Annotated in this window: 8 protein-coding genes; 1 reads left to right on the forward strand and 7 read right to left on the reverse strand. The window is 74.8% G+C overall.

Annotation, left to right across the window (positions count from 1 at the left end):
- Positions 1–53: 53 nt before the first annotated feature.
- The 4 genes from AC07AB_RS36085 to AC07AB_RS36100 form a co-directional block, all read right to left on the reverse strand.
- Positions 54–665, reverse strand: coding sequence for a GTP-binding protein (locus AC07AB_RS36085; RefSeq protein WP_478576106.1), 612 nt, complete (start codon positions 663–665; stop codon positions 54–56).
- Between the two features lie 184 nt (positions 666–849).
- The gene (locus tag AC07AB_RS36090; RefSeq protein ID WP_478576108.1) at positions 850–1,263 is read right to left on the reverse strand and encodes a DUF742 domain-containing protein; all 414 of its coding nucleotides are present in this window, start codon (positions 1,261–1,263) and stop codon (positions 850–852) included.
- An 8-nt stretch (positions 1,264–1,271) separates the two neighbouring features.
- Positions 1,272–1,721, reverse strand: coding sequence for a roadblock/LC7 domain-containing protein (locus tag AC07AB_RS36095; protein WP_478576109.1), 450 nt, complete (start codon positions 1,719–1,721; stop codon positions 1,272–1,274).
- Positions 1,718–4,234, reverse strand: a complete 2,517-nt coding sequence (locus AC07AB_RS36100; RefSeq protein WP_478576111.1) for a nitrate- and nitrite sensing domain-containing protein — start codon at positions 4,232–4,234, stop codon at positions 1,718–1,720. The genes AC07AB_RS36095 and AC07AB_RS36100 overlap by 4 nt, the downstream gene beginning before the upstream one ends.
- A gap of 354 nt (positions 4,235–4,588) precedes the next feature.
- Here AC07AB_RS36100 and AC07AB_RS36105 point away from each other — a divergent pair, with 354 nt between their 5' ends.
- Positions 4,589–4,939 (forward strand): hypothetical protein, encoded by a 351-nt coding sequence (locus tag AC07AB_RS36105; protein WP_478576113.1) that lies wholly within the window; start codon positions 4,589–4,591, stop codon positions 4,937–4,939.
- A gap of 67 nt (positions 4,940–5,006) precedes the next feature.
- On the opposite strand, the gene AC07AB_RS36110 is transcribed toward AC07AB_RS36105, so the two are convergent.
- From AC07AB_RS36110 to AC07AB_RS36120, 3 genes are all read right to left on the reverse strand, one after another.
- Positions 5,007–9,869 (reverse strand): hypothetical protein, encoded by a 4,863-nt coding sequence (locus tag AC07AB_RS36110; RefSeq protein WP_478576114.1) that lies wholly within the window; start codon positions 9,867–9,869, stop codon positions 5,007–5,009.
- A 55-nt stretch (positions 9,870–9,924) separates the two neighbouring features.
- Positions 9,925–10,869 (reverse strand): hypothetical protein, encoded by a 945-nt coding sequence (locus AC07AB_RS36115; protein ID WP_478576116.1) that lies wholly within the window; start codon positions 10,867–10,869, stop codon positions 9,925–9,927.
- Positions 10,870–11,107: 238 nt separating this feature from the next.
- Entirely contained in the window at positions 11,108–12,631 is a 1,524-nt protein-coding gene (locus AC07AB_RS36120) for a hypothetical protein (RefSeq protein WP_478576118.1), read from the reverse strand.
- Between the last annotated feature and the right edge of the window lie 28 nt (positions 12,632–12,659).

The raw sequence follows: 12,659 nt of genomic DNA on the forward strand, positions 1-12,659 counted from the left end.
CGTTCCGGCCCGTGCCCCGGCGATCGCGAGGGGTGCGGGCCGGGGCGCGCGGATCAGGTACGGGCGGGCTCGCGCCGGCTCGCGGATGCCTCCATCGCGTGCTCGACGACCGAGATCAGCACCCTCTTGGCGGATTCCCGCTCGCGCGCGTCGCACAGCAGGACGGGCACCTCGGGGTCGAGGTCGAGCGCGTCGCGCACGGTGTCCTCGGGGTACTGGTCCGCGCCGTCGAAACAGTTGACCGCGACGGTGAAGGCGATGGAGCGCCGCTCGAAGTAGTCGATGGCGGCGAAGCAGTCCTGGAGCCTGCGGGTGTCGGCGAGGACGACGGCGCCGAGGGCGCCCTGGGCCAGTTCGTCCCACAGGAACCAGAAGCGGTCCTGGCCCGGGGTGCCGAAGAGGTAGAGGACCAGGTCCTCGCGGAGCGTGATGCGGCCGAAGTCCATGGCGACGGTGGTGGTGGACTTGGCCTCCACCCCGTCGGTGGAGTCCACCGGCCGCCCCGCCTCGCTGAGCAGCTCCTCGGTGCGCAGCGGCCGGATCTCGCTGACCGCGCCGACCAGCGTCGTCTTGCCGACCCCGAAGCCGCCCGCGACCAGGATCTTGAGCGTCACCGGGTCGGCCTTGGACCGCTTGCGGCTTCGGTCGGAGCGCCCGAAGACCATGAGTCTCTTCTCCTGGATATCCGTGGACAGAGTTGGTTACCAAATGATCAGGGAGTAGTCAGACTTGGAAAGGGAACAGTACAACGTGCTCACCTGCGCTCGCACGTCAACTGCGGTCCGCCGGGGGCCGATCGCGGCAGGCGGCGTGCGGCGCGCGCCGGCACCGTACGGGCGCGGAGCCCCGTCACAGCGCCCGCAGACCGTCGATCACCTCGCGGAGGATGGTCTCGTCCGGCAGCTCCGCCGGGGGCACGGGTCTGGAGACGCGGACCAGCTCCGCGTCGATCAGGTCGCCGACCAGCACCCGGACCACCCCGACGGGCAGGTCGAGCTCGGCGGCGAGTTCCGCGATGGACTGCGGGGCGTCGACGCTGAGTTCGACGATGTCGAGGTGTTCCGGCGAGAGCGTCTGGTCCACGGCGGCGTGCGCCCCGCCGGGGTGCGCGTCCAGGGACTCGTCGGCTATGACGACCGCGATCAGGTCGAGCTTCGCCTCGGCCGCACTGCGGGTGCGGCCGCGCGTCATGGCGTACGGCCGTACCACTGGACCTGCCGCGTCGTCGAACCAGTGGACCGAGCCGTCGCCGTCTTCGGTCATGCCCGCAGTCACCCGTCGGCGGCCACGCCGGTCCGCGGAGCGGCGGCCAGGTGCGCCCCCACGCGCTTGACGAGGAGCGTCATCTCGTAGGCGACGAGCCCGACGTCCGAGTCGGCGTCGGCGAGCACGGCCAGACAGCTGCCGTCGCCCGCCGCCGTGACGAAGAGGAAGGCGTCGTCGAGTTCGACGACGGTCTGCCTCACCTTGCCGGCGTCGAAGTGCCGGCCCACGCCCTTGGCAAGGCTGTGGAAGCCGGAGGCTACGGCTGCCAGATGCTCACCGTCTTCACGGGTCAGCTCCTTCGATGTGCCGGTCGGCAGTCCGTCCCCGGAGAGTACGAGCGCCTTGCGGATGCTGCCGACTCGCTCGACGAGCTCGTCGAGCAGCCAGTTCAGCTCGCCGGTGCCGCGGGCCCCACTCGTGGATGCGCTGCGTGCTGCGGCCTTCGGTGCGGTCATCGACCGTCCCCCTCCGATGTCGTTCCTGGTGCGGTACCTGCCGTGCCGTCGGGTTCGAGTGCGTTGTGCTCTCGCCCGCGCTGCCAGCCGCGCTGGAGCGAGGCCATCCTGGCCCGCACCTCGTCGGCATCGCGCTCGGGTTCCGGATCGGCAGGGCCCGCGGTGGCGTCGGCCTGCCCCGCGGGGTCGTTCTTGAGCTGCGGGGCGAGGCTGGCCTGCCGCACCCGCCGGGGCAGTGCGACGGTCTTCTCGTCCCGCTCCGCGCGCCCGCCGCCGTCCTCCGCGGCCGGGCGGCGGTGGTCGGCCGCGCGGGCGGCTTGAGCGGCGGGCCGGCGGCGCGGCAGCGGCACGAAGCCGCCGGGCCGGGTGGGCGCGGGAGCCTCCGCCGCCTGCTGGTGCTGTTCCGGGGCGGGCGAGGAGTCGCGGCGGCGGAACAGCGCGCCCTCCTCCTCGTCGAACGCGCCGAACACGGCCCTGCCCCCGGCCGCCCCGGCGAGCGTCAGCCGGTCCGGGTCGGGCCGCTCGGGCAGCGGTACGGGCACCTGGGCGAGCGCGGCCAGCGGGCTGCCCCCGGTCTCCACCTCGCCGGTGTCCGGGTCCCGCTCGTACCCCGTGCCCCTCCCGGCCTCGGCCAGCAGCGCCTCGGGGATGAGCACGACGGCGGTGGTGCCGCCGTACGGGGAGGGCTGGAGGGAGACGCGCACGCCCTGGCGGCGGGCGAGGCGGCTGACGACGAAGAGGCCGAGCCGGTCGGTGTCGGAGAGCTCGAACTCCGGGGTCTCGGCGAGCCGGAGGTTCGCCTCCAGCTGTGCGTCGGGGGTCATCCCCAGGCCGCGGTCGTGGATCTCCAGGGTGAAGCCGTTGGAGACGCGCTCGCCGAGCACCTGGACCGCGGTGTGCGGCGGGGAGAAGACGGTGGCGTTCTCCAGGAGTTCGGCGACGAGGTGGGTGATGTCGGCGACGGCCGGGCCGCCCACGGCGAGCCGCGGCAGCCGGCGGACCTCGATGCGCTCGTAGTCCTCGACCTCGGCGACGGCCGCCCGTACGACGTCCATGAGCTGGATCGGCTTGCGCCACTGCCGGGACGGTGCCGCGCCGGAGAGGATGACCAGGCCCTCGGCGTGCCGCCGCATGCGGGTGGTGAGGTGGTCGAGGCGGAAGAGGTCGGCGAGTTCGTCGGTGTCCTCGGTGCGCCGCTCCATGGTGTCGAGCAGGGTGAGCTGACGGTGCAGCAGGACCTGGCTGCGGCGGGCGAGGTTGACGAAAACCTCGGAGACGCCGCGGCGCATGTCGGCCTGTTTGACGGCGGCCTCGACGGCGGCGCGTTGCAGGGTGTTGAGGGCCTGGCCGACCTGGCCGAGCTCGTCCTGTCCGTATTCGAGGCGCGGCGCCTCGGTCTCGACGTCGACATGTTCGCCGGCGGCGAGGCGGCGCATCACGCTGGGCAGCCGTACACCCGAGACCTCGTGCGCCTCCTTGCGGACCCGGCGCAGGTCGCGGATGAGGGAGCGGCCGATCCGGGTGGAGATGATGAGGGAGACGGCCAGGGCGATGAAGCCGAGGACGCCGGCCGCGCCCGCCTTGACGAGGACGTTGTCGGCGACGGGCTTGACGCGGTCCTGGTAGCGGTCGGCCGCGTCGGCGCCCATCCGGCGGAGGTCGTCGAGCACCGGGCCCGCGGCTGCCTGCCAGCGCTGGGAGTTGACGGCCCCGGGCGCCTTGACGGGGCCGGCGGCGAGCACGGTCTCCTCGGCCCGCTCCAGGGCGCGCGCGTCGGCGCCGCGCCAGAAGTCCTCGTAGATGTTCTGGTCGGAGGCGGGCAGGACCGGCAGGTTGGTGGCGTAGAGGATCTTGCGCTCGGCCACCCGGTCGGAGAAGGACCGGATCTCCTGGCGGCTCATCGAGCCCGCGGTGAGCCCGGCGGCGAGCAGGGCGTCCTCGCGGGAGAGGGCCTCGCGGGCACGGGTGATGCCGACGAGCGCGCGGCCCTGCTTGTCCATGTCGGCGTCCTGGAGCGTGTGCAGGGTGCCGAGGAACGCGTAGTAGGGGTCGACGAGTTCGTTGTAGCCGCGCAGCGCGCCGTCGCGGGTGACGGTGTTTCCTTCGACCTTGCGGCGCAGGCCGGCGAGGTCGTCGAGACCGTCCTCGATGGTGGTGAACTGGTCGGCGGACTCGGCGCTCATGTCGTCGCGCACCCCGCGGCCGGCGCCCGAACGCAGGTCCGCGGCGGTCTTGTCGGTGACGCGGCGCTGAGCGCGCAACGCCGCCAGTTCGTCGGAGCGGCGGGGGCCGGCGAGGTAGACGAGGGTCTGACGGCGCTCCCTCTGGAGGGCCTGGGCCATGTCCTCGGCGGGATGGCCGAGTCTGCGCATCACGTCCGCCCCGGTCAGGAGCTGAGCCGCCTCCTTGCCGGTGATCACGGTGGCGAAGGCCCACAGGGCCGTCAGCGACACCAGCGGCACCAGCAGCAGCGCCACGATCTTCCGACGGATCGACTTCCCGCGAAAGCGCATGGCCTCCCCAACGTCAACCCCGGCGCGCGGGGGTGGTGTTCCGACAATAAGCGGCGCGAGCCTACTACTGTCGGGCGACCAATCCGAAGACGTGTACGGTCCCTGACACCGTGTGATCAGCGCCTTTGGTGGGGAGTTGTCCGGCGATAACCGGACTTTCCGCTCCCGCTTGTGGTGCATGACACCCCGTCGACGGGGTAAGAGAGCGACCTGTTCTGGCTGGAAAACCACTCCCCATGGGAACCTTTGACCATGGTTGTTCGCTCTTCCTCGGGGAAGGGCGGGGGGAATACGCCCGATGCCCCTCTTTTGGAAAGCGCCCGCGCCGGGCAGTCACTGAGGGGGTGAATCTCCATGGACCAGGATCACGACATCCCGCCCTACAGGGGACGGCCGCTGTGGATCGAGGAGCCCGCCCGGAGACGGCGGATGCCCGATCCGGTCCGTACCGCGGCGGTCCGCGCGGTGATCATCATCGCCCTGACGCTGGCACAGGCCATGGTCGCGGTGCTCTGCGCGCTGGCCGGCGCCTGGTTCGCCTTCCCCGCCACGCTGTGCAGCATAGCGAGCACCGTGGTGGCCACCTGGGCGGTCGTGGACGTCTGGGTCACCCGGCAGGTGTGGAACCAGCGCAACGGCGTGCTCTCCTCGCCCAGCAGCTCCGCCCGGGAGGTGCGCAGGGCCCGGCGGCCGCGCTTCCCCTGATCGCCGACTACCCGGTGAGTTCGCCCGCGCCTCCCGGCCAACGGCCCCCGGTCCCCGGCTCGACCGCTCAGCCCGGCTGCTCCCCCGCCGCCCCGGCGTCCGCTGCCGCCCCGGCCTCCGCTGTCCGCACGGAATCCGCGCCCTGCTCCGCCGCCCGGCGCGGCACCTCCTCCTCGGGGCGGCGGAACATCCGGGTCGCCGTGATCTCGCCGTGCACCGGCTCGGAGCCGGGGTCCTCCCGCGGCAGGCCGGGCCGCAGATGCTCCTCGACGCTGATGTACTTCAGGCCCGCGCGCAGATCCGCGTCATTGCGGAGCCGGATGACCAGCGGGAACTCGGCCAGCGCCGTGGTGTCGAACAGGCCCGTGGTGTAGAGGAGCTGGACGCCGAGCGCGTCGGCGACGGCCCGCTGGAGCTCCAGCAGATACGTGGCGTTGGCGCGGCCGATCGGGTTGTCCAGGAAGAGGGTGCCCGCGTGCCGCTGCTTGTCGCGGCCCCGGTCGTTGCTGCGCAGCGCCGCCATGGTGCAGTACAGCGCGATGGCCGCGGTCAGCAGCTGCCCGCCGGAGAAGACGTCGCCCATCTGCCCGACCGGGACCCGCTCGGCGCGCAGTACCGCGTCCGGCTTGAGGATCTCGACGGCCACGCCGCGCGGCTGGAGGGCGGCGCTCACACCGCGCAGCAGCAGCGACATCCCGTCGCGGCGCAGGTCGGAGTTCTTCTTCACCGCCGACCGGGTCGCCTCGTCGATGACCTCGCCGAGGCGCTCGCTGAGCGTGGCCTGGTCCGGTTCCTCGAAGCGGATGCGCAGGAACTCCTGGCCCGACCACTCCCCCAGCCCCTCGGGCAGCCGGGAGAGCCGCTGCGCGGACCGCAGGGTGGTGAGCGAGGACTCGACCAGGCCGCGCAGCCGGTCGACGATGCTGCCCCGGTTGCGCTCCAGCTGCTCCAACTCGTCGCTGAGCACGCGCAGCCGGGGTGCGAAGGCGTCCGCCCAGGCCGCGGCGTGTTCCGGCAGGGCGGCGGCGGGCAGCTCCCGGATCTGCTGGCGGGCCGGGGTGCGCACCTGCTCGTACCGGGTGGAGTTCGCGTGCCGCACCAGGACGTCGCTCGCCTCGCGGACGGCCGACTCGGCGGCCGACAGGTCGCTCGCGCAGCCGCGCAGCGAGCGGCGGGCCTCGGCCGCGGACTGCCGGGCCGCCTCCAGGTTCCCGGCGTACGGCTCGGGCTGCTCGCCCTCCCCGTCGCCTTCGCCGTCCGTCGCCCGCGGGTTGTCGCGGAGCAGGTCGCGCAGCATGGCCGCGGTCTCGTCGAAGCCGCCGGCCGCGTCCTCGGCGGTGCGGTGGGCGCGCAGCAGTTCGCCGTGCGCGGCGCGGGCGGTCTCCAGGGCGTCGCTGCGGGCCGCGAGCTCGCCGGTGGCGGTGCGCAGCAGTTCCTTGGCCCGTTCGGCGTCGGCGGGGACCAACTCCTCGGGGAGCTCGGTGTGCGCGTCGCCGTGCTCGGGGGCGTGCCGCTCGGCCTCGCCGCGGAGCCTGCCGAGCTGTTCGCTGGCGGTGGAGGCGCGGGTCTCCAGCATCTGCACCAGGGACTCCGCCCGGCCCACCGCGGCCTGGCGGGAGGGGCCGTCGGCGCCGTCGGCGCCTTCCAGGAGCTGGGCGGCGCGGGTGCGGACCTTGTTGGTGAGCCGGTCGAGGGCGGCGAGGGCCGCGCTCTCGTCGCTCTCGGCGCGGGCCTGTTCGGCGCGCAGATCGGCGCCGACGCCGACCTTCTCGTACAGCTGGGAGGCGGCGCGGTACGCCTCGCGCAGCGCGGGCAGCGAGGCCGTGGGGGCGCCCTCCTGGGCGCTCACGTGGTCGGGGGCGCCGGCGATCTCGGCCCGCTCGGCCCGTAGCGCGCGTGCGGTGCGGTGGGCGTCGTCGGCGGTGCGCTGGGCGGCGCGGCGGTCCTCGTCCGCGGCGCGGGCCCGGTCGACGCAGGCGGCGGCGCGCTCCTGCGACTCGGCGGCCTCCTCGGCGAGTTCCCGCAGCCGGGGCTGCCAGCGGGCCCGCTCCCGGAGCCGGAAGGCGAGCCCGGCGAGGGCGTCGGCGACGCGGCGGGCGCGCTGTGCCGCCTCCTGCCGCTCGTCGCGGACGCGGGTGGCCTCGGCCGCCGCCTCGTCGGCCTCGTCCCGTGCCGTACGGGCCTCCTCCAGCGCTTCCTGTGCCGCGTCGGCGGCGGCGCGGGCCGTCTCGGCGGCGGTCCGCAGCTCCGCGAGGCCGCCGGCGGGGCAGCCGTCGCGCCAGGCGCCGAGCCGGGACGCGAGCGTGCGGTCGCCGGACAGGCGGGTCGCGAGGGTGCGGATCTCCTCGTCGCGGGCGGCGGCGCGGGCGCGCAGCGCGTGCCGCTCGCCGTCGGCGGCACCCTCGTCGTGCATCGCCGGGTTCGGCGGTACGAGGAAGACGCCGGTGTCCTGGGCGTCGGGCGCGGGAGTGGGAGCGAGCAGCGCGGCGGAGGTGCCCACGGCGACGGCGGAGCGCGGCAGCAGCGACGCCTTGCCGAGGACCTCGCGGGCGCGGGCGTGGGTGTCGGGGTCGGTGATGACGACGCCGTCGACGAGCTCGGGGCGGGCGGCGAGCACCGAGGCGTGGTCGGCGGGGTCCACGGCCTGCGCGAGGTAGCGCCAGCCGGGGAGCGCGGGGATGCCGTGTTCGCCGAGGTACTCGACGGCGGTCAGCACGTCGGGGCTGGGCGGCAGCAGTCCGCCGTCGCCGAGCGCGCCCAGGATGCGGGAGTCCTCGGCGGCGGCCGTGCGCAGTTCGAAGAGCTGCCGCTCGGCGGCGGCGACGCTCTCGTCGAGGAGTTCGCGCAGGGCGTCCGCGTTGCGGTCCACTTCCTCGGCGGTGAGGGGGCCGTCGGCGGTGCGCTGCCGGGCCAGGCGCACGGCGGACGATCCGGCGGGCCGGCCGGGCGGGCCGTCGGGGTCCGGTGCGCCGGCGTCCGGTGCGGTGCGCGGTCCCGCCACGGTGCGCGGCGCGTCGGCCTCGGGGCCGTCGTCCCGGTCGTTCCCGTGTCCGGAGCGGGGGCCCGGGACGCCGGAGGCGTCCGGCTGGGGCAGGCCCAGCAGATCGGTCAGCCGCTGCTCGGCGCCCAGGGTTTCGGCCGCGCGCCGTTCGAGGTCGTGGGCGGCCTCGGCGGCGGTCGCGGCGTCGGCGGCGCGGGCCGCGGCGAGCTCCGTACGGGCGTGCTCGGCGGTGGTCTCCTTGGCGCGTTCGGTGGCCTGGCGGGCGCTGTCGCGGGCGGTCTCCCAGACCGCGGCGGCGGACTTCTCCGCGTCGCTGGCGGCGAGGGCCGCGCGGGCCGGGTCCGCGTCGGGGGCGCTGTCGTCGAGCCAGCCGGCCCGTACCGCCTCGGCGGTCTCCTGTTCGACCTCGGTCAGCCGCTGGCGCAGGTGCTCGGTCTCGCTGCGGGCGCGCTGGGCGGCGGTCGCGGCGGCGGTGGCGTCGCGGTGGGCGGCCTCGCCCGTCTCCTGGAGGGTGGCCGACCGCTCTTCCTCCTCGGCCGCGACACGCTCGCCGTCCTCGGCCGCCGCGTGCAGGGCCCGTACGAGCTGGGCGGCGGCGTCGGCACGGGCGGCGAGGGCCGGGGCGGCGTCGCGCTCGGCCTCGCGGATCGCGACGGCGACGCGGGCGGAGCGGTCGGCGGCGGCCCGGTGGCGCAGCACGGTCTCGGCGGCCTGCCAGGCCATGTGCAGGGTGCGTGCTTCGCTCAGCTCGCGGCGCTGGGCCGCGGCGCCCTTCTCGGCCGCGGCCAGCGCCAGGGAGGCGTGCCGGTAGGAGAGTTCCGCGGCGACCAGGGAGCTGCGGCCGCGGGCCTGTTCGGCGTCGGTGACGGCGTGTGCGGCGGAGGCGACCTGTTCGGCGAGTTCGGCGGCGTTGCCGCGCTCCCGTGCGCCGCGGGCGGAGAGCCGGCGGGCGAGGGCGCGGGTGCGGCGCTCGGCTCCGGCGTGCACGCCGCGCGCCTGCTCACGGCTGAGCGCGGACTCGGCGATGCGGGAGAGGAGGTCGAGGGAGCCGGCGGTGAAGTCCCGCTCGGCGGTCAGTTCGGCGCGGCGGCCGAGCTTGTGGGCGAAGCCGTGGACGAGGTCGGCGAGGCCGTCGGTGTCGCGGGTGTCGGTGACGGCGCGCAGCAGCAGGTCGGTGAAGTCGGAGTCGTTCTTGACGGCGAAGAGGCCGGCTGCCTCGCCCTCGTCGGCGTTCATCTCGCGCTGGTAGCGGAAGAGTTCGGGGTCGAGGCCCAGTTCGCCGAGGTGTTCGTTCCAGCGCTCGTGGATCTCCTCCCACACCACGTCGAGGTTCGGGTACGCCTTGTCGGCCTCGGTGATGGCGTCGCGGAACCCCTTCATGGTCCGGCGGCGGCCGCGGGCCCCGGAGGCGCCCTCGGTGCCGCGGCGCATGGCGGTGGACTCGGCGACGGGCAGCGAGTCGAGGCTCAGGCCGGGGCCGGGGCGGAAGGAGTACCAGGCTTCGGCGAATTTGCGGGGGTCGCCGGAGACCTGTCGTCCGCGCCATTCGCTGGCCTTGCCGACGACGATGCTCTCGCCGGTGAGGACGTGCTGCCATTCCAGGGCGACGTGTCCGCAGTCGTCGGCGAGGAGGAATTTGCGCAGTACGCCGGAGCTCGCGCCGCCCAGGGTGTTGCGGTGGCCGGGCAGCATGACGGAGAAGATGAGTTTGAGGAGTACGGACTTGCCTCCGCCGTTCTCCAGGAAGAGCACTCCGGCGGGGGCGGGGCGGCGCGGCGGCCCGACGGGCTCGTCCTCGAAGAAGTCCGCCTGCGTCGGCGCGGGGGTGGGCACGGGCGCGCCGACCCCGCGCAGGTCCAGCACGGTGTCGGCGTAGCGCGCGCCGGCGGGTCCGATGGAGTAGAGGCGGACCCGGGACAGCTCGTACATGGCGGCGGACTCTCGTTGCGTGCGGGCGGGGCGGGGGCAGCGGGGTGTGCTGGGGTCAGGCGTGGAACGGCAGGCCGGCGTCGGCGACCAGGTCGAGGTCGTCGGCGTCCTGCGGCGGCAGCAGGGTGGCGCCGCCGTCGCCGACGGGCACGATGCCCAGCTCCAGCAGTTCGGCCATGGCGGCGCTGCCCGCCATGTCGCGGACCTGGAGCTGGTAGCGGGCGGTGGTGCGGAAGGCGCCGCCGGAGTCGTCGCCGGTGCGCTGGAGGAAGCCGGAGTCGACGAGGAAGGCGACGGCCTTGGCGATGATGCCGGTGGTCGAACCGGCGAGCCGCCGGGCGTCCTTGGTGGCGCCGGTGGCGCTGCGGCGCGCGTACACCCGCCAGGCCGCTTCGAGTCCGGGCGCGTCGGTGGCGGGGTCGGTGTTGTCGCCCTGTTCTTCGGCGCGCTCCTCCAGGCGGCGGCATGCCTGCCGGACGAACGCGTCGACGCCGTTGACCGTGACGCGGCCGATGTATCCGTCGTCGGCGAGGTCCTCGGGGCGCGGGAACGCCAGGGCGGCGACGGCGAGATGGGCCAGTCCGTGCAGGAAGCGGTCGGCGGAGTCCGCGGTGGCGCGGCGGGCGTAGTCGCCTATGCGGACGGCGAAGACGGAGTCCTCGGCGGCGGCGACGGCCATTCCGGCGCGGGGGGACACTTCGAGGACGATCAGCCCGAGCCCGGCGGCGACGGCGTCGGCGAGCCGCGCGAAGGCGGGCTCGTCGCGGTGGCGGCGCAGCAGTTCGGCGTAGTCCGCGTCGCGGGCGAGCAGCAGCTTGGGCTGGAGTCCGTAGGCGACGAGGCGGGCGGCGTCGGCGGCGTCCGCGGGGGTGACCTGCGCGGCGGGGGCGGCTTGGGCCGGTTGCGCGGGTTCCGTGTGGGCGAACGGCGCGCGGGCCGGTTCCGCCTCGTCGGCGGGCGCGTCCGACTGCGCGGCGCCGTCGGCGTCGTACTCGGTCACGGTTGGAGCTCCTGTCGGGTGTGGCGTGAGGTCGTCGGTCGGTCGCCGGCTGTCGGCGGCCGGTGGCGCGGCTCCCCGCGCGCCTCGCGGGGCGCGTCCGCGCGTCCGCCCGGCCACCGCGGGCGGCCGGGGTCGGTGGCGGGCCACTGGTGCGAGGGGCCGCGCTCAGCTTCCGACCGCCGCGGGCCGCCGGTGGTGGCGGGCCGCCGGGGCGCGATGCCGCGCCGCCCGGGGGCGCTCACGCCGCCTCCTTACGGTCCGCGGCCATGCCCACAGCGTCCAGCAGGGCCGTGCCGACGACGAGATCGGCGCCGCCGAACTCCGGGTCGTCCAGTTCCGTGCCGTCGTCGACGGCGAAGAGCAGCTTCTCCTCGCCCTGCCGGTAGGCGGTGCCGACCGCGGGGCTCGCGGCGTGCACGGCCAGCAGGGCGAGCAGGTAAGGGAGTTCGGGGTCGCGGCGGCGGGCGTCGGCGAGGAGGCCGGAGAGCCGGCGGGGCGCGTCGGCGGGCAGGTCGAGCAGCTCCATCGCCTCGGCGAGCTGCGCCTCGCTGAAGCGGCTGTCGTCGGGGGTGGCGATGAGGTCCGGTTCGGGCATCTCCGCGCCGAGGTGTTCGCGCTCGGCGGGCGGGGTCAGCAGCATGTCGACGAGGTCGCCGACGCGGACGGCGGCGGGGGTGCGCAGTCCGGTGCCGCGGGCGAAGAAGGCGCCGGTGACGCGGCCGGCCTGTTCGACGGAGAGCGGCAGGAGGGGCGCGAGGAGCTGGCCGTACAGGTCGAGTCCGGCGTGGGCGGTGGGGGTCGCGAACGCCTGGCGGTCCTGTTCGGCGCGGAAGAGGGGGCCTGCCTCCAGGAGCCGGGACTGGAGCTGGGTGTGGCGGCGGATGCAGTCCTTGACGATGTCGACGAGCTCGGCGGCGCGGCGCTTGTGCTCGGGCTCCTCGGCCTCGTCGCGGGCCTTGCGGATGTTGGTGAGGATCGCGTTCTCGTGGCGGTAGCGGTCGGCGACGTGGTCGAGCGCTTCGGCGATCATGTCGGGGACGGTGCTGAGCCAGTCGACGGCGCGGACGTTGCGGCGGGTCGCGTCGAGGGTCTTGCGGAGCGTTTCCGCGTACTGCACGGTGCGGTAGCGGGCCTGTTCGGCAGCGAGCTGGGCGTCGGCGAGCCGGCCTCGGCTGATGAGCACCTCAAGCTTGACCTCGGCGGCGATCTGGGCGCTGGTGACGTCCGTGTCGAGGGCGCCGACCAGGACGTTGACGGCCTCGTCGGTGGCGCGCAGGAAGACGGTGCCGCCGTGGCCGGGGACCTCTTCGATGAGTTTGAAGTCGTAGTCCCGGCGTACGTACGCGCCGTCGGCGCCGAAGGTGCCGTACACGGCGCGGAAGCCGCGGTCGACACTGCCGACGTTGATGAGGTTCTCCAGCACCCAGCGGGCGACCCGGTCGTGCTCGGCGGCGGGCCGCTGGGGCCCCTGGGCCGCGACCCGCGGCAGCAGCTTGGCCACTATCTGCTCGTGGTCGGCCCCGGTGTCGAAGTCCATGTTGAGCGTTACCACGTCGATGGCCGAGAGGGCGACCTCGGCCATGGCGTAGATCCCGTACTCGCCCGCGAGGTTGGCCTTGCGCACATCGAGGTCGTGCAGTGGCGCGGTGCAGGCCAGCGCGCGCAGCCGCCGGGCCAGGCCCTCGTCGGCGGCCGGTCCCGGTGCTGGTCGCGTTTCCCCGTTGAGCTGGGGCGCAGCGGCCGTGGGGGCTTGAGAAGTCACGTCGCACAGAGTAGGCGGTCGCACTGAC

The sequence above is a fragment of the Streptomyces sp. NPDC044033 genome, assembly GCF_056434425.1.